Here is a 21,414-nt window from a genome sequence, read left to right on the forward strand (position 1 = left end):
AGTAATTTCATTATAATTCCTCGGAAAATATTAAGCAATGAAAATATTTCAAAATAAATTAACCTAAATTAAAACCGCCTTTTTGAACTTCTTGTGAAGCAGTGCACTCGTTCCAACCACTACTGCGAGACCGATGACAACGCCTGCGAGAACGTCTGTCGGATAGTGGACGCCGAGGTAGACGCGGGATGATGAAATCATCAGGATAAAGGTCGCGCACACCGTCATTAAGAGCGCCTTGTTGTTTAAATCTGTATGTTTAATTATCGCCCCGAGCGAGCCGAAGAATATCGTTGACCCCATTGCGTGTCCGCTCGGGAAACTGAAGCCGGAAATTTCGATCAGACGGAGCATCGACGGACGTTCCCGGTCGAATGAATTTTTTAAGACGGGAATTAAAATACTTGATGCAATCATCGAAATTAAAATAAACAGCGTGTGCACCTTCAGTTTATACAGCATTAGAATTGATATCAGAATAAGCGACATTACGATCATGGACAGCACTTCGCCGAGCTGGGTAAAGCCGAGCATGAGCGCTGTCGTTATAAAACTTTCAGATGCGTAAATAAATTCATAGACTTCACGGTCAATCCAGCGCCCGAGCCTTGATTCATGAAAGATGGCAATCACGCCGAATATTAAAGTGAAGACTAAAAATAAGGACATTTTCTTGCTCCGGCTCACACTGACGCCTCCCCGATTAGTTTATCTGCAAGTTCGGCAGGATTAAAGCCGTGTTTGAACTGTGTCATCTTAGACGTAATATCACCGTAGTTCTCTTCGATAAACTCCAGTTTCTCCTGTAAGTTTTCAAGATTTAAGTCTTCTTCCTTCAGAACTTCCGCATAACCCTCTTTTTTAAAGTGTTTTGCATTTTGAATCTGATCACCGCGGCTCTGGTCGAGACCAAGCGGAATTAAAATCATCGGTTTTTTCGCGAGGAGCAGTTCAAATATTGCATTCGAGCCGCTGCGTGACAGCACGATATCACTGATGGCTAACAGATCAGCCAGTTCATCACCGGCAAATTCGAACTGTTTGTAGCCCGCCTTCTGGATCTTCTTGTTCATATTGCCTTTCCCTGTTAAATGGATAAGCTGATACTTTTCTGTGAGAACATCAATATGTTCATGGACAAAATCATTGATTTTTTTCGCACCGAGCGAACCGCCCATAATAATAACTACAGGTTTATCAGAATTAAAGCCGGTTAAAGCATAGCCTTCATCCTTGTTTCCTTCCTGCAGATCAGGCCGGATGACCGGGCCGAGATACTCGGCTTTTGCATCTGTAAACTGTTCTGCCGTCGCTTCAAAGGTGCAGAATACTTTTGTTGCAAACTTGCTCGCAATTCTGTTGGCAAGTCCCGGTGTTAAATCCGATTCGTGGATATAAACCGGCACGTCTTTTGCAGCTGCTGCCAGGACAACCGGGACCGACACGAAGCCGCCTTTTGAAAAGACAAACAGCGGCTGTTCACGTTTTAAAATTTTCTTAGCGTCGGTGACACCTTTCAGCACTTTGAAAATATCTTTTAAATTTTCAAATGATAAATACCGGCGCAGCTTGCCGCTCGAAATTTCATGGTAAGGAATATCGAGCTCCGAAATGATATCTTTCTCTATGCCTTTTTTCGAACCGATATAATGCGGTTCAATATTTTGCTTTTGAAATTCAGGGATTAGAAGTTTGTTCAGCATCACATGGCCGACTGTACCGCCGCCTGTCAGCATTACTTTTTTACTTTCTGAAACCATAAGCGCCCTCCATAATACTTAGTGACTTTACTTTAAACTATTTACAAAATGTCTACAACAAAAAATTCCGTACAGGCGTGAACTGTACGGAATTTGATGTCTTATTCTTCTTCATCATTTAAATTCTGTTCATCTTCAATGACCGGCGGGATATGCGGTGCATTATCGCGCGCCTCCTGTTCAATTTCCTTAATTGACATGTCACCGTTAATATAATCGATTAAATAATTCAGCTGTGCATCGTTGTCGTTGATCTGGTCGCGAATATCCGACAGAATACCCGTTGTTGTTTCTCCGGTCACAATACCGTCAGCTTCGAAATTTTCATCGTTCTGATATGCCATTACGGCTTTAGTCAGTTCAGCATCAAACTTATCATTAAAATTGGTAATGTCGTAGCCGAGCTCATCGAGTGCGACTTTAATAGACAGCACTTTTTCACTGGTCTGGCCTTCTGCGAAGACTTCGTCTTCGGTCAAGAGCTCGATGCGGTAGTAATCCGGGTTAATCAGTTCGATATCCGGTGTAATACCTTTATCCTGCACCCAGGTCTTGTCCGGAGTCAGCCATTTGGTATTCGTATATTTCAGCATCGAGTTGTCTTTAAACTCGCTCGTGCGCTGGACGACACCTTTACCGAAGGAAGTCGTTCCCGCAATTGTGACATCTGTTAGATCATCGAGTGCGCCTGTAAATACTTCAGAAGCACTTGCAGAGCCTTCGTTAATTAAAATGTACACTTCGTCAAATGATTCAGCATTCGGATTTCTCTCATTTTCTGTGAGTATTTCCTGCTGATTGCCCTGGTTATCTTCAAGGTACAGTGCAGCAGTATCCGGTTCAATGAACTGATTAATCAGTGTGATTGCTTCATTCAAAAGGCCGCCCGGGTTGTAGCGGAAGTCGACAATCAGCTCGTCGACATCGTCCTCTGCCGCCTGGTCAATAAATCCGCTGAATTCATCGGTTGTGCCCTGCTGGAACCGGTTGACACTAATATGACCGACACCTTCGATTTCTTCATACGTCACACTGTCGATATGAATCGTATCTCTCGTAATCGTAATATCCGACGGGCTGCCGCTGCCGCGCTGAATAGTAAGCACAACATCAGTGCCGCGTTCGCCGCGGATCAGCTGGACGGCTTCCGTCGTCGTCATGCCTTCGAGCGATTCGCCGTCAACAGCAAGAATCTGGTCGCCAGGTTCAATACCGGCCTCTTCTGCAGGAGAGCCCTTCATTGGACTTGAAATAATAATTTTACTGCCTTCCTGCATCACTTCGGCACCGATGCCTTCAAAGTCTCCGGTAATACTTTCTTCGAACTCATCAGTTTCGTCGATATTCATATATTCGCTGTACGGATCTTCCAGGCCTTCGACCATGCCGCGGATGGATGATTCGATTAAAGCGTCCGAATCGACATCTTCATAATAATTTTCAGTCAGCGTATCGTATACGCTGTACAGTTTTGCAAACTCGGTTCTTGTATCCGTTCCGACGTTGACTGCACGCTCCTGATTATTTGATATGGCGACGGCTGTAATTACTACACTGGCAATTATCGTCGTTAAAATAATGACGATAAACCAGAATATATTCATTTGAACGGACCGCAGCTTATGCTGGACGTTCTTATCATTGTTTTCTTCGCTCAAGATATGCACCCAATTTCTACCTATGTATTACTCATATATTATCAGTTTACTTGATTAAAGAAAAGAAAAGAACAGTGAAATCACTGTTCTTCAAATTAATCTTCTATTTTCCGATAAATGGCACTGCTGCATCGAGTGCAACTTCAATCATATCATTGAAAGTTGTCTGTCTTTCTTCGGCACTTGTTACTTCGCCTGTAATCAGGTGGTCAGAAATTGTCAGAATAGCCAGCGCACGCGCTTTGTATTCCTGGGCGATAGTAAACAGAGCTGCAGATTCCATTTCAACTGCGAGAACACCGTAGTCAGCAAGCTGCTTAGTATCTGTTTTAGAATCGTAGAACGAGTCTGCTGTGTAGACGTTGCCGACTTTCACATCAAGACCGCGTTTTTGAGCTTCGTTATAGCTTGCTAAGAGCAGTTCGAAGTCTGATGTTGGTGCATAGCTTACGTTTTCAAATAATTTAACGTTCTGATAAGAGTCAGTTGTTGCACTTTGTGCGATAACAACGTCACGTACTTTAACTTCTTCTTTTAAGGCGCCTGCAGTACCGACGCGGATTAAGTTTTTAACGCCGTAGTCGCGCATCAGTTCATGAACGTAAATTGAAATAGACGGTACACCCATTCCTGTACCCTGAACTGAAATTCTCTTGCCTTTATAAGTACCTGTGTAGCCGAACATATTACGGACTTCGTTGTAGCACACAACATCCTCTAAAAATGTCTCGGCGATGTACTTCGCACGGAGCGGATCTCCCGGCAGTAAAATAGTGTCGGCAATATCGCCCTGTTTCGCATTAATATGAATACTCATATTTTCATCTCCTCTATGATTGTAGCCATTCTCTGTAGTCTGAAAAACTTTCATCGAACGTATCTAATGATATATTAAGATACGGGTTCTTTTCAAGATAATCCGAGATTTCATCGTAATTATTTGAGTATTTCGGGAAGGACATGTCATCTGCAATATAATCTGCGAGTTTCCCGACAGCGGTCTTTGCCCCGAGCTGTGTTTTCATATATTGATAATATGGACGGTCTTTCATACTACTCCTCTGAATTTAAGAGATTGACGTATTCCCCGTAACCTTCTTTTTCAAGGTCCTGTTTAGGGATAAAATCAAGCGCTGCAGAGTTGATGCAGTATCTTAAGCCGCCGAGTTCCTCTGGTCCGTCAGGGAAAACATGGCCGAGGTGCGAGTCCGAAGTTTCGCTGCGGACTTCTGTACGGCGCATGCCGAATGACGTATCGACATGCTCGGATACATCATCTTCAGACAGGGACTGGGCAAAGCTCGGCCAGCCGCATGAAGAATCGAATTTATCTTTTGACGTAAACAGCGGCTTGCCGCTCAGTTTATCGACGTAAATACCCTCTTCGAAATGTTTCCAGTACTCGTTTTCAAATGGTGCTTCCGTGCCATTTTCTTTCATCACGTTTCTTTCAAGTTCTGTTAATTCACTGATATCTTTTCTTGCCATTATTTTTCACCCCACACATTTTCTACGAATCCTTTACGTCCGGATCCTTTATAGTACGCATTATAGTGTCCTGCATTTTTCTTGTAAAAGTCCTGATGCTCATCTTCTGCTCTGTAGAAGTTTTTATAAGGCAGCACCGGTGTGTTAATTGGCGCATTGAAAACATTTGCTTCATCAAGTTCTTTAATTACGTCAAGTGCTGTATTATGCTGCGCTTCATCGTGGTAAAATATCGCCGGCATATACTGCGGTCCGCGGTCGCCGAACTGGCCGCCGGTATCGGTCGGGTCGAAAGTCTTGAAAAATACTTCCAGCAGTTCGCGGTAACTCATCACGTCTTCGTCGAATTCAATCTGCACAGCTTCGATGTGTCCTGTCGTTCCTGTTGAAACCTGTTCATAAGTCGGATTTGGTTCATCACCGTTCGAATAACCCGAGACGATTTCTTTTACGCCGTCCCACTGGTCAAACGGTTTAACTAAACACCAGAAACATCCGCCTGCTAAAGTTGCTGTTGCCATAAATAAATTCCTCCTAGAAAGTGTTGTTTACTGAAAAATACCACGCATTGTCCTCATAGTCTATTTTATCGGCTTGAAGTTCTACACCGAAATATTGTTCAAACAGCGACATGTCGATGACAAGTGCGCGTTCTGTTTCACTCATCGCTATGCCGTCAGGTAAATCGACGAGCTTCCTAAGTGCTGTATACAGGGCATCTTCCGAGAGAGGCAGCCCTGCTAAATTCAAATCTGTTAAGTGAATAATAATATTACTGCCGCTGACGACGGGTTCGCCGGAAATACTTGAATTGATGGAAAATCCGAGCACTTTCTGTTTAATATCAACCGTAATACCTTCAGTATTAATATTAACAGTAAATTCGTCATATGGAATATTATCATTAATTAATGTTTCAACTGTACTATTCGTTAAAATAAACTCGAGCTCCTGGGGTTCTTCCGGCGGCGTCCCGCCGCTTGTCTGTTCGTAAGACTGATTGAAGAAAGACACGGCAATAATAATTACCGCTATATTTACCGCAAGTAAGACAAAGAACAGAATCATCCATATATTCTTCTTCATATTACAGCTCTCTTGTCAGATGCAGGAACTTGTGCGGATAACGGTTTTTCTCGTCTTCTGGACCGTCCTCTTCTGATTCCACAGTCCATTCGCTTATCCTGTAGTCAGGGAAAAACGTGTCGCCGGCAAAAGTTTTGTCAATCACTGTAATATACATCTCGTCGATTAGATGCATGGTCTGTTCATAAAGCGTACTGCCGCCGAAAATAAACACTTTACCCGGCAGGTTTTTAATCTCATCAATTGAATGGATAACCTCCGCGCCCTGTGCTGAAAAATCCTTATTCGATGTGAGCACGACATTTTTTCTGTTCGGCAGCGGACGTCCAAGTGTTTCAAATGTTTTACGGCCCATAACTATAGTGTTCCCTGTGGTCAGTTTTTTTAATCTTTTTAAGTCTGCGGGCAGGCTCCATGGCATATCGCCTTTAAAACCGATGACGTTCTGGTCTGCATGAGCAACTATTAATGATACCATCTGTCTCCTCCTATACTGCAATCGGTGCTTTGATTGCCGGGTGGGATTCGTAGCCTTCAATTTCAAAGTCTTCATATTCAAGTTCGAACATCGACTTGTCCGACTTAATTTTAAGCTCTGGCGGTGCGTAGCTTGTCCGGGACAGCTGAGTATTGACCGCCTCGAAATGATTGGAGTAAATATGCGCATCCCCTATCGTGTGCACGAATTCGGCAGCTTCCAGATTACATTCGCGTGCGACTAAGGCTAAAAGCAGACTGTAGCTTGCGATATTAAACGGAATGCCGAGGAAGATATCCCCGCTCCGCTGATAGAGCTGCAGGCTTAATTTGCCGTCTGCGACATAAAACTGGAACAGCGTATGACACGGCGGCAGCGCCATCGTTTCAATTTCCGCCGGGTTCCATGCGCTGACGATATGACGTCTCGAATCGGGCTTATTTTTAAGGCCGTCGATAAGATTCTTCATCTGATCAATGACCTCACCGTTTGGACCGGCCCAGTGACGCCACTGTTTGCCGTAAACATTACCGAGTGTTCCGTACTTCTTGCTGAAATCATCATCGTTCAGCACTTTCTCTTTAAAAGTTTTCATTTCAGCTTTATACTGCTTGTTAAATGCTTCGTCCTCTAGCGCCCGGTGACCGAAATCCGTCATATCCGGTCCCGTGTAGTCATCCGACTCGACATACTTTTTAAAGGCCCATTCGTTCCATATATTGTTGTTATACTGGAGCAGATATTTAATATTCGTATCGCCGCGGAGGAACCAGATCAGCTCGGTTGCCACGAGTTTAAAAGATACCTTTTTAGTCGTGAGAAGCGGGAAACCTTCACTTAAATCAAAACGCATCTGATGGCCGAAGACAGATTTAGTTCCTGTATTGGTCCGGTCAGTTTTTTCAGTGCCCGACTCCATGACCTGGTTCATCAGCTTGTGATAGGCATTATCAAATGAATTCATTAAAATCACCCTTTTCTTTTATTGTGCAGTTCTATATAATTAGTATTAATGAGACGAGAAAAATAATTGTGATCGGAGTGTTCATAATGGAAATTTTATTCACAATCGGTTTGACTTTACTTGCAGGCTACATGATTACAATGTGTATCTACGAGTAGGCAGCGACTTATAAAAAAAGGAAAGGGTGCGCCCTTTCCTTTTTTTATTTTGCACAATATTCGTCAAAATCCGCTTTCAGATCCATCATAATATCTTCAATACTTCTATTTTCAATGTTTTCCCGTCCTGTAAATGAAACGAGTTCTTTTCCTTTAAATAAAGCGAAGGAAGGGCTTGACGGTTCAGCCGTAATATATTCACGCATAGCAGCTGTTGCCGGACGCTCCTGGCCGGCAAAGACTGTCGCGAGACGGTCGGGTTTAACCGGATTCTGATTCGTGACTGTTACTGCAGCGGGTCTTGCGAGCCCTGCTGCACAGCCGCAGACGCTGTTAATCACGACGAAAGTCGTATCATCTTCCCCGGCGGCCTTCATAAAATCATGCACCCCTTCAGGTGTCGTTAACTCTTCAAAATTATAATTTGTCAGTTCCTGCCTCATAGGTTCTGCAATTTCTCTCATATATGCCTGATATGCATCCATGTTATCGCTCCCTGTTCTGCATTTGTTTCCATACACTGCCGAGTGCATCTTCGCCCTCTTCAATACGGGCAATCGCCATTTCAATTTGCAGTCTTACATCGTATTGCGGATCATGCTGGTGCGCTTTTAATACTCCGAGACTGTCCTCGTCACCTGTTTCGTATATAAACATTGCCGCACGCCAGCGGACAATCGGGCTTTTATCGCCGAGTGCTTCATACATATCGGAAAGGCCTTCTTTAAAACCGAGATCGCTGTATGCGTCAGCCGCTGTTCTTCTGACCGGAATTGCCCGGTCTGCCATCGCAATTTTTAAAAATTTGAGCGTTTCCGGCACTTCAATCATCGCAAGAAGGCTGACACTCATCCGTCTGACCTGCATTTTCTCATCAGAAAGCGCGTACTCGAGGAGTGGATAATCGCTCTCATCCGGGGTATCAAAGTGATTGAGCATATAGAGCCGCTCTTTCCAGTCTTCTGTATTTTTAAATTCATCAAGCGAGACTTTAAAGTATTTCATCGGCGCCGGCTGCACACGGTTTTTCGCTTCTTCGACGAGCTCTCTCAATACAGCCACTGGATAAAGTGCTTCAAGCTCTTCAATAACCTCTGAAAATACTTCATCCGGTGTACCGTAACGGGTGCTTAAAGTTTCCCATTTGCGGTCGAAAATAATATTATCTTCGGGGAGGGCTGCTTCTTCAACAGCTTGAGTAAAACGCACGGGCAGTTCACGCCGGTGCTCCCCGCCGTCATTTAACTTGACCTGATAAGGAATGCCTTTAAACATGAGCACCTGAGTGTTCACTTCACCAAAGTTCGACTCAGGTGTCAGTCTTTTTTTACTTCACCAGCATCCTCATTATTAAAAGTAGCCTCTATTTTCGGAACCAGTATTTCCCAGTCAGCTTTGGCACTTTTGTCTACAGAGATAAAGTCCAATGCATGGAAGACGCTTGTGACATCTTCAAGTTCCAGCACACGTGCAATAAATGGCGGTGTATCCTCTGTGATTTCTTTATAAGTTGAAGATTTCATTTCTTCTTTTGTTTCATTGACAGTGATTTTCATAGTATTCGGGCTTGGTGTCGGTTCAATTCTTACGATTTCCATAATCGCGCCTCCAGTATTATAGTTTATTGCCGTGCATTTTCATTTCAATGCCGACGGAACACTCCGTAATGCAGAATGAATGCGCGCTTGATTTCGAACCTTCGGTTCTGTTGACTTCTTTCAAGAGACATCCTCTGCAGTAAGTGCGTTCAAGATGATTAATTTTATCAAGGACTTTCGTATTCATTATCATACCTCATTACTTAAAATTGCAAAACAGCTAATTCAGATTGAATTTTTTGCGTTCTTTGTATAACCGGTCTTTAGCCAGTTTATCCGCACCGCGGTTATTTTTTCTCGGTGTATGAGTAATTATAAACATATCGAGCACGTTTGTTAAAGGAAGCACTCTGTCGTAGTAAGATTTAAATTTTTTATTTTTGACATATTGTTTATCAAACGTGTCGACGATAATTTTAGAGTCCGTATAGACAATCAGCGATGTCAGCTTCAATTCCTCTGCTGCTTTCAGGGCAAATTCAAGTGTCGCCCATTCCGCTTCATGGTTATCCATTTCACCGAGCAGGACAGTTTCCTGAAAATCGAGGTCCGCATCTTTAATAATCACCCCGCCGCAGGCAAATTTCGGTTCAAAACTCGCTGCCGCATCGATATATACTTTCGCCATTCATATCACCCTAAATTTAAAGTTGATAAATACTTCTCCGCGAGACGAAGGTCATGGTCCTTCAAAACTTTGTTAACATGTGCGGTATCGAAATTAAGCGCGCTCTCGTCCATCAGTCCGTCGAGTTTAATCGGCACATCCGTAATAATTTCGGCCAGACGCTGCGACATGCGGAGAGATTCCATATCACCGGTAATCTTCTCCTGCATTTTCGGTGTCAGCATATGGAGGTTATCGAGAAGCGCCTCAACCGAACCATGAGTCTGAATCAGTTTAAGCGCGGTCTTTTCACCTATACCCTGAACACCTGAATATCCATCACTCGCATCCCCCATCAGCGCCTTGACGTCGATAAACTGCTGCGGTGTAATTCCGTATTGTTCTTTAAAGGCTTCATAGTCATAATAATGATATTCCGTATAGCCTTTTTTCGTCAGCCAGATCCGGTTGGTCTCGTTAATCAGCTGCAGGAGGTCGCGGTCGCCGCTGACAATTGTCAGATTATCGACGTGCTGTGCAACTGTGCCGATAACATCATCCGCTTCATAGCCTGCAATGCCATCCTGGTAAAATCCGATATCGTGCATGACTTCTTTGATCATATCAAATTGAGGCACCATTTCTTCAGGCGGTGCCACCCGATTTGCTTTATATCCTTCGTACCATTCATTCCGCACCGACTTCGACCCCATATCCCAGGCGATAATCACATTATCCGGCTGAGTCAGGTCGAGCAGTTTGAAGGTATGCCTCAGCATGCCCTGAACACCATTCGTCGGGAGTTCCTTGTTATTGTACATGAACTGATTGCGGAAACTCGTCGCGTAAAAGTGTCTAAAGAGTAAGGCCATGCCGTCTATTATTAAAGTATGCTGTGTCAAAAAGTTCCCTCCATGGTTATATAGAGATGTGTTGTACTGCTTTAAGCAGAGCTCGGTCTCTATCGTAATCCGTACGTGATATTTCTTCAGGCTCTTCTTTAAGCGCTGCGGTTATCTCTCTTCGGTCTGCTGACAGCTGTCTGTCGAGCAGTGCCGTATATTCTTCTGCCAGTTTTTCCATCTGAGCTCTTAAGTCGTTTTGATCCACTGAACGAACAAGTGTTTCTGCAAGCTCCAGCAGGGACTCTCGGTAATCTTGTGTTTTATTTCTGTGCTGATAAAGAATTTTGCCAAAAGGTTTTAATACGTCCGTATCAACACGAACATAAGGCTCCTCTATTTTGGCACTCGTTACAGACAAGGTACCCGGTGTACCTGATAAGGCAAGACGTTCGTTAAACTGCGTAATCATCTGCAGCGTTTTTTGATCCGCCTGCCGGTAGACTGTGTTAAAGGCAATACTCGTCTCTAGCGTCAGGAAGTCTTCGATATTCCGTACGAGTACAGAACTGTTGTCTGTTAGATAATGCCTGTCGCTCATATGCGATACTGTCAGCAGACCTTTTAAGTGGTCGTACAGCTGAAGTTCAAGCCGCTTCGTCAGATATGTGAGGATAATATCAATTTCCTGCTTCAGGGTTTCATTAAGACTGTCTGCTTTAATACTCCCAATATCTCTTAACAGATTCTGTCTTAAGTCGAGCAGTTTACTGCGCTCTTCCCCGTTATCTTCAAACTGGCGTATATTGCTTTCCAGTGTATTCAAGAGCTGCTGGCGCGTTTCCTTCAGTGTCTGGTATTGGACGTTTCCAGACTGCCGGTCGGCAATTTCCTTAATCTCTTTCTGTGCTGTATTGAAATAACCGTCTCCCCCGTCAAGTGCCCGTTTACTGGAAACAGGATACAGGACATGTTTAATATGCATAGTATTTAAAGCATTCTGCATATAGTCGAGTACTTTTTCTTTATCCGCTTCAGACTTCATTAAATCCACCGCGTTAATAATGAAAATAATCGGGAAGTCTTTACCTTTCAGCGACTGGATATACTGCAGGAAGGTTTCATCCGAGCGCGAAAAGACGTGATTATAGTAAGAAACGTATATAATCATATCGCTCTCTGTAATAATATCTCTCGTTTCTGACGTATGACGGGCGTTAATAGAGTTAATCCCCGGCGAGTCTACCAGCGTATAAGCTTCTGTCATTTCATTTTCGAGTGATACATTCGCCTTATGGATAAAGGTCGAATCTTTATCATTGCTTATTTTTTCTATAAGCACATCCGTATCGATACTCACCGTCTGACCTAAATCTTCTTTGTACTTGTCGTAATTCTCGAGAATTCCCGACAGAAGCGGTTTATAGGTTTCATCAACTTTTGAGATATTTTTATTAATCCATTTCTTGTAACCGTCCGCTGTCTTATGGTCTTCCCCGGACAGTGTCTGAAGCATTTCTGTTAAATCCGCTTCACTCTTATACACGACTGTACTGGTGTCATCATTATTAATTTCGGTGATCGTTGCGGTCGTCGGATTTGGACTCGTCGCTAAGTACTTATCACCGAGCAGGGCGTTAATAAAAGTAGTTTTCCCGGCACTGAAGCCGCCGAAGACACTGATATTGGCTTTACCGTTATCAATTCGTGAAAGCTTATCGTTTAAGAGGCGCTGATAGTCCGTATAGCGCGGTGAGTCTCCAAGTAAATCTCTGAGTTCGCGGAAGGCCTGTAAATTCATGCGGTCTTCATTGTTAACTGTAAATTCGTTATGTCTACTTTCTTCCGCTTCTGTCTGCTTGTCCTCATCGTACGCCAAAGTAATCTCTTCCAGCAGATTCAGCTTATCGATCTCGTCATCCAGATGAATGTAGAAATGGCGGTAATTTTGTGTATCGAGCGACTCTATCAGTTCGAGCAGATCTTTTGCTTTAATATAAAAAGCTTTCTCTCTCGTGAGCGTCGTCTGCGCTTTTACCTCTCCCGTCTCTTCAGGTGTCAGCGTCTCTAGATGCGAAACGCTCCGCTCGGAAACTTCCTGAGTCAGACTGCTCTTCAGCTTATCGAAGTAATTGCTTATATACGTCTGGTTCAGGGAAGTAATCTTTTCGTTGCCAAGGAGCGCACGATTCCATTCAAATTTAAACGGTTCACCGATTAAACCGAGCGACTGAAAGAAACTGTTAATGTTCGCATTGATTTCAGTATGTATGACCGGCTGAATCGCCTCATCTACTTGAGCAAGAGTGTCTTCTAACAGCGCCTGTTCTTTTTTCTTTTTGCCGAACAAGCCCCCTGCCTTCTTCTCCCCTGCCATAACCTTTAAATATTCCGTTATGGCGTCTTTCACCTGATGCGGGAATAAGTAGCTGTCTTTAACGAGTTTTTTAACGGACTCTTTCACGTGGGATCTTAATTCATTTTCGTCGCTCCGGAGATGATCGATTTCCGTTTTTTCGATTTCCTTGTTTAAATAGTCAATACGTTCTGCTGCCCGTTCCTTCGTCAGCGGATTATCAAGCTGCAGTTCGTCTGTCAGCGTCTCGAGCTCATCGCGTAAATATTCGAGCTGTTTATCTTCTATATTCTTTGTAATACGGGTGTCATAAGCCGCTTCAAGTTCAGCACGTTTCTTTTCCATCTCTTTAATAAAAGCTTTTAATTCGTCTATATGGTTGTATGGCGACTCGTAGATTGACGTTGTAAACAGATGCTCCGGATAAATATTCCAGTTCGTGAGCGTCGTCTTAACGCGATTTAAGAAGGTGTCGAGCGTAATCTCTTGGTCGTCGTGTTTATCGATCTGATTAATAATTAAAACGAGCGGAATACCGAGGCCGGCAATTTCTTTTAACAGCGTTAAATTGTGCTCGCTCTCCACGTGGTTGTATTCTACCGTAAAGAAGATTAAATCGCTGTTCAGTAAAAATCTGTTAGCCGCTTCCTCGTGGCTGTCCGTATTGGAATCCACACCCGGTGTATCCTGGAAGACTGTATTCTGCTGATAGTCATCCGACTGAATGTCCATCGTAATCGCCTGGATATCCATATCTTTAGTATTGAGCGCTTTTAATTCTTCGTAGTTATCGACTGAGGCATACTGATACTGGTTGATAAAGGCCTGGATTCCGCTCTTATTGCCGATCTGTACTGAGACGGTATTGCTTGTCGTCGGCACCGGTGATGAAGGCAGGATGTCCTGATTTAAAAGATAATTAATCAGGCTCGACTTCCCTGCAGAGTAATGGCCGATAAATGAAAATACCAGCTGGTCGTTATAGGTCTTCTGAATCGCGTGGTCAATTTGTGATACGAGTGTATCGTTATTCGACTTCAGAATTTCTTTTTTTAGTTTATACAGCGTATTAAGTGTCTGTCTGTTTTTCCCTTGTGATGACAACTATTCTTTCACTCCCCAATATTGGTAGAAGGTTGTTTCAATGTAGCCGTTAAACAGCTTTCTGCGTTTTGTTGCTTTTTTGCCGATGATTTCTTCGAACTCTTTGTTCGATGTCATTAAATAAACGTTCAGCGACGGATTTTCTTTCATCAGTTCGCCGACCTTCGCGTACATCGACTCCACGGCTTTCGCTTCTCCAATACGTTCGCCGTATGGCGGGTTGGCTACAAGCTGTGCGTTTTTATCGAGCGTGTCAAGATCGTGCACATCGAGTGTGCTGAATTCAATATCTGCCTCCAGACCGACTTCTTCCGCGTTTTTAACCGCGATATTAATCATATCGGGTTCAATGTCTGTCGCGTAAATTTTAACATCCTTGTCGAAATCTGCTTCGTGCTCGCACTGTGTACGGACTTCCGTCCACAATTCTTCCGGGATAATATCCCATGACTCGCTGTCGAAGGTGCGGTTGGAACCCGGAGCGATATTGCGGGCAATCATCGCCGCTTCAAGCGCTATAGTGCCCGAACCGGTAAACGGATCATACAGCGTATTGTCCCCTGTATAGTTGGCAAGCTTCAGCATGCTGGCAGCGAGCGTTTCTTTAATCGGCGCATCCCCCTGGGCGAGTCTGTAGCCGCGTTTGTGTAAAGCGTCTCCGCTCGTATCTACAGTCAGCACCGCTCTGTCTTTTAAAATATTAATATCAATTTTATAACGGGGGCCGTCTTCAGGCAGTTTGCCTGTCATGCTGAACGCTTCTTTTAAATGTTCAACAATGGCTTTTTTCGTAATACGCTGCACATCGGGTACACTGTATAGGGTCGACTTATGGGAGCGTCCTGTCACCGGGAATTCTGCATTCGGCCCGAGAATATCCGACAGCGGCAAAGCTTTTACCGCTTCAAACAGCTCGTCGAACGTTTTTACAGTAAAGTCGCCGAGGACAATTCTGATACGGTCGACCGTGCGGAGTTTCAAATTGGTTTCGACGATGGTGCGTTCATCGCCTTCGAAATAGACGCGGCCGTTTTCTAAAGTAGTGTCTAGGCCGAGCGCTTTGATTTCATCCGAGACGACGCGTTCAAGTCCCATCGGTGTATTGACTATAAATTTAAAGTTCATATTAAGAAGCTCCTAAAGTTAGATTTGTTTACATTATAGTATGAATATAGGCATAAAAAAAGCTCTCCTCATAAGTGGAGAGCTTTTTGTCTAGTCCGGTTTCTCTATAAGCCATGTTCTGTCCCGCTGTGCTGCCGGCGTGCACTAGTATACACTCGCACATTGGTGATAATCATCTGTCTATATTAAATGAATAATATCTCTCCGCCAGTTGAATTCCCGTTGGAAAGTGCTCCTACCTAATTTGGATTGCTCACTCGAGGGGTTTACCGCGTTCCATCTTCATCATTTCTTCTGAAGCTCGTTTCTGTGGCACTTTTAAAGCTACTCTATCCGTATGTTTACACACTTAGAATATTTCGCAGCCGTCAAGATATAAAATATCATTGCCCAGACTTATTGTTTCGTCTGGCACGAACACTACGGCCGTCTCAGGTCCGTGTGAGCATGGACTTTCCTCTATGCAGGCATACTGCATAGCGATTATCCGAGTTACCGTCTGTTTATTTTAAAGTTCTTAAAATACATGCATATAATCTGTCTTACTGTTTTGCTGTACTGCCGAAAACCTGCTTTTCGAGACTCGACAGACGTTTTAAAATATCAATCTGCTGACTCTGTCCATTGCCGCCTTGGGTGCGTGTGTTTGTTGCCACCCTGATGCGGAGGTCTTCAACTTCTTTTTTTAATCTTGCATTTTCTTCTTCAAGTTTTTTAATATTGTTGTTCATGTCTGCCATTTTCTGATAATCACTGATAACGTCGTCAAGAAAACTATCTACTTCTATCGGTTTAAAACCTCTTAGTGATTTTTCGAATTCTTTCTCGAATATATCTTTTGCAGACAGCTTTAGCGTATAGTCACTCATACTTACACCTCTTAACTATCATATCTGTCATTAATAAAGTCATTAATATCATCAAATTGTATTCTTTCAATATTATAATGACTTTTCTCGCTTAATTCAAGCATAACACTGTATATATATTTTAAATTTGTTTCCGTCTCGCTGTCGTAGACAATCAGACCGTAATCTGTGTGAGCGGTCAAAAACTGATTAATCGCTTTAAACATCCCCGGGTCCCCGTACTCTCTCTCAAAGATAAACTGATGAAAATCCGCATGCTCGAGTATATTGTTTAAATTAATTTTATCGGATTCATTGTAGCGGTCATCGAACTTATGGAACGGCTTTAAGACACCGAGTTTAATATCGTAGTCCGCTTTCAGATCGATAATTTCATTGGCGGCATACATTTCTATGCCCGTATAGCCCTGGATGATAAACCACTCCGCGCCTTCTTCTGCGAGATTAATAATGCGGGCGCGTAAAAAATCGCGCAGCACTTTGACTTCCGGCTGCGAGTCTTTAAAGATGCCGAGCTCGTAATGCCGGTAGCCTGTAATCAATACTCTCACAGCAATCCTTCTTTCCCGGCGTGATTGACCCACATATTAATATATTTGAATTTTTCATGATACAATTTTAAGCTGAAGCGGGAAACGTGGCAGCTCATTAAGAGTTCCATCAGCTCGTCGCTCATAATTTCTCTGACCCGTTCAGTCAGCCGCTCATCGGTTTCTATATGAAGCAGCTGGTCTGCGAGTTCTTTATTTTCATTTAAAAAGGGTTCTATTTCAGTTTTAAAATCAAACTCGTAACCCGCTCTTGCCTTGTCATAGCGTCTCGCAATTTCTTCGAGCATGGCCCGGTAATCGCTGTACGATGCATTTCTTGACAAATTGGACACACCACCTATAATAATGAAATGTTAATCAAACTTTAATTAATATATAATAAACAGTATATATAATAATAGTTTGGAGTGCGAATTTAATGAAGTACCCTCAGGGAGTCAAGAGAAACAAATCCAATATAACGCGTGCGAATAAAGAAATTAACTACGGCCAGCGCGGCATGACACTGGAAAAAGATCTCGATAAGACCAATCAGTTTTATCTGGATACGAAACGGGCAATCATTCATAAAAAGCCGACGCCGGTACAGATTGTCGACGTGGATTACCCGTCACGGAAAAAAGCTAAAATAACGGAAGCTTACTTTAAAGTACCCTCGACGAGTGACTATAATGGTATATATAAAGGAAGATATATCGATTTTGAAGCGAAGGAAACACGCAACAAAACACGCTTTCCTTTTATTAACATTCATGGCCATCAGGTCGAGCATATGCGCGCCTGCCATAATCAGGGCGGCCTTGTTTTTATCATTCTCAAGTTTACCGTTCACGACGAAGTCTACCTTTATCCGTTTGAACATTTTGTTAAACACTGGGATAATTTCTTAGGTGACGGAAGAAAGTCTATCACCTATACAGACATTAAGAAGGAGAGTATTTTACTACCATTAAAATACAATCCGCGTTATGATTATTTAGCTGCAGTTGACGAATTTTATTTTGAATAGGGAGAATATATATGGAATCGAATTTTAAAAGGAGTAAACAGTCCGGTGCGAAATCCGAACAGAAAAAGCAGTCGAAATCCAAATCATCAATTATTAAAAAAGTGTTTTTATATGCTGCACTGCTTGCACTGATCGGTCTTGTTATCGGAGCGGTGCTGTTTGCCTATTACGCATCACAGGCGCCCGCTTTCAGCGATGAAAAGCTGAAGGATCCTGTTCCCGCTGAAATTTATGACCAGAACGATGAACTGGTTACCACCCTCTTTCAGGGTCAAAAAAGGGAATATGTCAGTATCGAAGATGTGCCGGCACATGTGTCGGACGCGGTGCTTGCAATAGAGGATAACCGGTTTTACGATCACGGTGCGATTGACTTTATCCGTCTCGGCGGTGCGGTCATCAGCAACTTTACGGACGGCTTTGCCTCTCAAGGGGCGAGTACGATTACCCAGCAGGTCGTTAAACGCGCCTTCCTGACTGAAGAACAGACAATCGAACGTAAAGCCCAGGAAGCGTATCTGTCCTACCGCCTCGAGCAGGAGTATTCAAAGGATGACATTCTCGAAATGTACCTGAACAAGATTTACTACTCAGACGGCATCTACGGCATCCGTACAGCAAGCTTATATTATTTCGATAAAGAGCTCGCTGATTTAAATATCGCGGAAAGTGCCTACTTAGCAGGTCTGTCGAATCTGCCGAACGTGTATAACTTATACGAGGATTCTGAAGCGGCGAAGAGCCGGACAGACACGGTCTTATACATGATGCTGGAACACGAGAGGATTACGCAGGAAGAGTACGATGAGGCAATGAATATCGATATTACTGAAAACCTTGTGGCCCGCGATGAAGCGGAACGCTTCTCGACAGAACAGGAAAATCCGGAATATGCATCTTATATTAATTACATTAAAACAGAGCTTCAGTCACATGATGAATTCCGCAATAGAGACATTTCTGAAGTACTATCAAGCGGCATACAGATTTATACGAATATGGATTCAAACGTTCAGTCATATCTACAGAATATGACGAATAACAGAAACTACTACTATAACGATAAATTCCGGAGCGATGATTTTAATATCGCATCGACGATTCTCGACACATCAACCGGCGGTCTTGTAGCAATTTCAGGCGGCCGCGATTATCAGGAAGTTGTCGACCAGAACTTAGCACTCACCCAGCACAACGTCGGTTCCACGATGAAACCGTTCCTGGCATATGGTCCGGCAATTGAGCACATGGAATGGGCAACGAATCAGACCATCCAGGATGAACAGTCGTACACGCCAAAAGACAGCCCGAACAACACGGTCTACAACTACGATAATCAGGGACACGGCAATGTGACGATGCGGGATGCCCTGCGCCAGAGCTTTAACGTCCCGGCCGTAAAAGCATTCGAAGCGGTTCAGGAAGAAGCGGGCTACAATGCACCGGCAGAATTTGCAGCTGAAGCGGGCCTTGACTACTCAACGAAAAATGAGGGAGATTATACCGTATCATTTAACGACGTGCTCGGCGGCGGAGAATCACGCTTCAGTCCGCTGCAGATGGCCCAGGCTTACGCGACACTCGGCAACAATGGTGAATTCAATGAAGCGCAGTCCATCCGCTACATCGTTACAGCAGAAGGTGATAAAATTGAATTTGACAACGAAACACACGAGGCTATGAAAGACTCTACAGCCTTCATGCTGACAGATATGCTGAAAGATACATTCGAAAATCAGGGAAGCGCCGACTACATTCAGATGAACAGTCTGAATATCGCAGCGAAAACAGGAACCACTTCGCTTGATACGAGTATTCTGGAAGAAAACAATCTGCCGAGCAACAGTGCAAAAGACGCATGGATCGTCGGCTATACCCCTGAATATACGATGAGCGTATGGACAGGATTCGATAATGCATCCGCAGGCTACTCTGAAGACAAAGTATTTGTCGGTACTGATGAACACATTACACCGCAGTGGTTCTTCAAAGATATCATGCAGTATATCAGTACATTCAACGGGCAGGACTTTGAACAGCCTGACAGCGTTGAACAGATTAACGGCAATGAATTTAGAGTTGCCGGCGGCGGCGGTTTCTTTAACAACGGCGGCAGCAACAACAATAATAGTAATAATAACGGCAGTAATAATAGCAGCAATGGTAATGACAGCGGCGGCAGTACAGGCGGCACATGGAGCTGGGAATATAACGAAGACGGTGAAATAGAAACCGAGGGCGATGTACCGGACAGCGAACTGCCGGACGACGCGGAACTCGCTGAACCTGAAAGCAGCAGCGAGAACGAAGACCCTGCACCGGAAGAAGACGAGCCGGCGGCTGACGAAGACGCGGCAACAGAACCAAGCGGCACTACAGAAGACGCAGAACAAGCTGAAGACGAAGCGGCTGACGAAGAATAATATTATTGTTTAAATGAAACGGGGCTGGGACAAAAGCCCTGAAGAAATAAGAGAAACGGCTTGGAAATCTTGAGTTTAAGATTTCCAAGCCGTTTTTTGCTGGTTTGAGTATAGTCAGTACAGATTGCCGGACGAGTTCTCTGAGGTTCACCGCCATTAAAGCGATGCCCAATTCGTTACGAACCGGATTATTCCCCCGGACAGACATCCGAGTGAACCCCAAATTCGCCATCAAGTTTCCAAAAGTCGTTTCGACATCGATTTTGCGTTGCGCATAGCGTTGTCGACCTTCCGGGCTTGAAAGCGTCTGGTTCATCTGTGCTTTGAAATACTCTAGGTTCATATTTTTTTGAATACGTTCCGGTTGATCCGGTGCGGATGTTTTACACAACGCCATCAACGGACAATCATGACAATCTTCGCACTCATATATTTTTAAACACCCGCTGATAACCATACTTGTCTGTTCGAGTCGTGTGACTTTTTAAAGGCAACCAGCGGCGGTTCGGACAGACATAGTAATCATCGATTTCGTTATATTCCCAATGATTTGGATGCATCTCATCCATTTTATAACGCTTCTTTTGTTCTTTATAATAAGTATTGTAGGGAATCAATGCCTGACGTTCATATTTATCGGCCACATACTCATAGTTGGATTCACTGCCATACCCCGCATCCGCCACAATATATTCTGGTAAATGCTGAAATGTGTGCTGCATCGTATGGAGAAACGGGTCGAGTGTGCGTGTATCGGTTGAATTCCAATAAATATCATAGCCTAGAACAAACTGATTATTCGTCGCAATTTGTAAGTTATACCCGGATTTCAACTGATCGTTCTGCATATGATCATCTTTCATCCGCCCTGCAGTAAGGCTTCAATCTTACGGCCGGAGAATGCGGATTGGCTGTATGCACAGAGTAAAATTTTGAGCATCATTTTGGGGTGATATGACGATTGTAACGATGCACCTTGGGATTGCCTGAAGCCATTGAATACATCTTCAGGCATACTATCGACCAACGTGTGAACGGCTTTCGATATATCATTGTCTGGAATCAGGATTTCAGTTTCAAGTGGCAGTGTGATTTGGTTCATGTTATAATTTTTGTACATAAGGTCCCTCTTTTCCTTTTTGGTTGTGGTAACTACATTGTATCTGAGGGTCTTATTTTTTTGAATTAATATCCTATTAAAAAATAAAAAAAACTGCCTCAGGAGCAATTGAGCTCCTGAGGCAGTTTTTCGTTTAGAGTCAGGACTTATGTCCCAGCCCCTTTTTTTGTATGTGGGGATGTTTATGTCCTTGCTGAGGAATTCATTAATGAAGAAAT

The 21,414-nt window shown here is 43.6% G+C and carries 21 protein-coding genes, 1 other RNA gene and 2 pseudogenes; 2 read left to right on the top strand and 22 right to left on the bottom strand.

All coding sequences use genetic code 11. The features are described from left to right. Positions 1–63 precede the first annotated feature (63 nt). From DFR63_RS03035 to DFR63_RS03135, 21 genes and pseudogenes are all read right to left on the bottom strand, one after another. Positions 64–687, bottom strand: a complete 624-nt coding sequence (locus tag DFR63_RS03035; protein WP_115884264.1) for a phosphatase PAP2 family protein — start codon at positions 685–687, stop codon at positions 64–66. Beyond that, positions 684–1,760 (bottom strand): undecaprenyldiphospho-muramoylpentapeptide beta-N-acetylglucosaminyltransferase, encoded by a 1,077-nt coding sequence (locus DFR63_RS03040; RefSeq protein WP_115884265.1) that lies wholly within the window; start codon positions 1,758–1,760, stop codon positions 684–686. The genes DFR63_RS03035 and DFR63_RS03040 overlap by 4 nt, the downstream gene beginning before the upstream one ends. 101 nt (positions 1,761–1,861) lie before the next feature. Next, the gene (locus DFR63_RS03045) at positions 1,862–3,427 is read right to left on the bottom strand and encodes a S41 family peptidase (RefSeq protein WP_245954111.1); all 1,566 of its coding nucleotides are present in this window, start codon (positions 3,425–3,427) and stop codon (positions 1,862–1,864) included. A 94-nt stretch (positions 3,428–3,521) separates the two neighbouring features. Next, entirely contained in the window at positions 3,522–4,235 is a 714-nt protein-coding gene (deoD, locus tag DFR63_RS03050) for a purine-nucleoside phosphorylase (RefSeq protein WP_115884267.1), read from the bottom strand. Between the two features lie 13 nt (positions 4,236–4,248). Then, entirely contained in the window at positions 4,249–4,470 is a 222-nt protein-coding gene (locus DFR63_RS03055) for a YozE family protein (protein WP_115884268.1), read from the bottom strand. A 1-nt stretch (position 4,471) separates the two neighbouring features. After that, positions 4,472–4,906, bottom strand: coding sequence for a peptide-methionine (R)-S-oxide reductase MsrB (msrB, locus tag DFR63_RS03060; protein ID WP_115884269.1), 435 nt, complete (start codon positions 4,904–4,906; stop codon positions 4,472–4,474). After that, complete coding sequence (gene msrA, locus DFR63_RS03065; protein ID WP_115884270.1) at positions 4,906–5,427, bottom strand: peptide-methionine (S)-S-oxide reductase MsrA; 522 nt, start codon at positions 5,425–5,427, stop codon at positions 4,906–4,908. The genes msrB and msrA overlap by 1 nt, the downstream gene beginning before the upstream one ends. A gap of 13 nt (positions 5,428–5,440) precedes the next feature. Further along, entirely contained in the window at positions 5,441–5,992 is a 552-nt protein-coding gene (locus DFR63_RS03070) for a DUF2140 family protein (protein WP_115884271.1), read from the bottom strand. A 1-nt stretch (position 5,993) separates the two neighbouring features. Then, positions 5,994–6,470, bottom strand: a complete 477-nt coding sequence (locus DFR63_RS03075; RefSeq protein WP_115884272.1) for a dihydrofolate reductase — start codon at positions 6,468–6,470, stop codon at positions 5,994–5,996. A gap of 10 nt (positions 6,471–6,480) precedes the next feature. Next, positions 6,481–7,434 (bottom strand): thymidylate synthase, encoded by a 954-nt coding sequence (locus DFR63_RS03080; protein ID WP_115884273.1) that lies wholly within the window; start codon positions 7,432–7,434, stop codon positions 6,481–6,483. A gap of 202 nt (positions 7,435–7,636) precedes the next feature. Then, positions 7,637–8,077, bottom strand: a complete 441-nt coding sequence (locus DFR63_RS03085) for a BrxA/BrxB family bacilliredoxin (protein ID WP_115884274.1) — start codon at positions 8,075–8,077, stop codon at positions 7,637–7,639. 1 nt (position 8,078) lies between these two features. Further along, positions 8,079–9,190, bottom strand: a pseudogene (locus DFR63_RS03090) (conserved virulence factor C family protein). A 16-nt stretch (positions 9,191–9,206) separates the two neighbouring features. Further along, positions 9,207–9,377, bottom strand: a complete 171-nt coding sequence (locus tag DFR63_RS03095) for a zinc-finger domain-containing protein (RefSeq protein WP_115884275.1) — start codon at positions 9,375–9,377, stop codon at positions 9,207–9,209. 33 nt (positions 9,378–9,410) lie between these two features. Then, positions 9,411–9,818 carry a ribonuclease HI family protein gene (locus tag DFR63_RS03100; protein WP_115884276.1) on the bottom strand — a complete coding sequence of 136 codons (408 nt, stop codon included), beginning with the start codon at positions 9,816–9,818 and terminating at the stop codon, positions 9,411–9,413. A gap of 5 nt (positions 9,819–9,823) precedes the next feature. Next, positions 9,824–10,699, bottom strand: a complete 876-nt coding sequence (locus DFR63_RS03105; protein ID WP_115884277.1) for a 5'-3' exonuclease — start codon at positions 10,697–10,699, stop codon at positions 9,824–9,826. 16 nt (positions 10,700–10,715) lie between these two features. After that, positions 10,716–14,099, bottom strand: coding sequence for a dynamin family protein (locus DFR63_RS03110; RefSeq protein ID WP_115884278.1), 3,384 nt, complete (start codon positions 14,097–14,099; stop codon positions 10,716–10,718). Then, positions 14,100–15,224: a THUMP domain-containing class I SAM-dependent RNA methyltransferase gene (locus DFR63_RS03115; RefSeq protein WP_115884279.1), complete on the bottom strand. Its 1,125-nt coding sequence runs from the start codon at positions 15,222–15,224 to the stop codon at positions 14,100–14,102. It lies immediately after the preceding gene. Positions 15,225–15,326: 102 nt separating this feature from the next. After that, positions 15,327–15,719: RNase P RNA component class B (rnpB, locus tag DFR63_RS03120), an RNA gene on the bottom strand. 47 nt (positions 15,720–15,766) lie between these two features. Continuing rightward, positions 15,767–16,093 (bottom strand): cell division regulator GpsB, encoded by a 327-nt coding sequence (gene gpsB / locus DFR63_RS03125; protein WP_115884280.1) that lies wholly within the window; start codon positions 16,091–16,093, stop codon positions 15,767–15,769. 11 nt (positions 16,094–16,104) lie between these two features. Then, complete coding sequence (locus DFR63_RS03130; RefSeq protein ID WP_115884281.1) at positions 16,105–16,644, bottom strand: SLOG family protein; 540 nt, start codon at positions 16,642–16,644, stop codon at positions 16,105–16,107. Further along, positions 16,641–16,967 carry a DUF1798 family protein gene (locus DFR63_RS03135; protein WP_415708145.1) on the bottom strand — a complete coding sequence of 109 codons (327 nt, stop codon included), beginning with the start codon at positions 16,965–16,967 and terminating at the stop codon, positions 16,641–16,643. The genes DFR63_RS03130 and DFR63_RS03135 overlap by 4 nt, the downstream gene beginning before the upstream one ends. A gap of 95 nt (positions 16,968–17,062) precedes the next feature. Here DFR63_RS03135 and recU point away from each other — a divergent pair, with 95 nt between their 5' ends. Beyond that, entirely contained in the window at positions 17,063–17,653 is a 591-nt protein-coding gene (recU, locus tag DFR63_RS03140; protein WP_115884282.1) for a Holliday junction resolvase RecU, read from the top strand. 11 nt (positions 17,654–17,664) lie between these two features. Next, positions 17,665–20,076, top strand: a complete 2,412-nt coding sequence (locus DFR63_RS03145) for a transglycosylase domain-containing protein (RefSeq protein WP_115884283.1) — start codon at positions 17,665–17,667, stop codon at positions 20,074–20,076. Here DFR63_RS03145 and DFR63_RS12065 read toward each other — a convergent pair. Continuing rightward, positions 20,027–21,196 (bottom strand): annotated as a pseudogene (locus DFR63_RS12065) (transposase). The gene DFR63_RS03145 and the pseudogene DFR63_RS12065 sit on opposite strands and share 50 nt — an antisense overlap. Positions 21,197–21,414: the final 218 nt, after the last annotated feature.

The sequence above is a fragment of the Jeotgalicoccus halotolerans genome, from assembly GCF_003387165.1.
Classification (GTDB): Bacteria; Bacillota; Bacilli; order Staphylococcales; family Salinicoccaceae; genus Jeotgalicoccus; species Jeotgalicoccus halotolerans.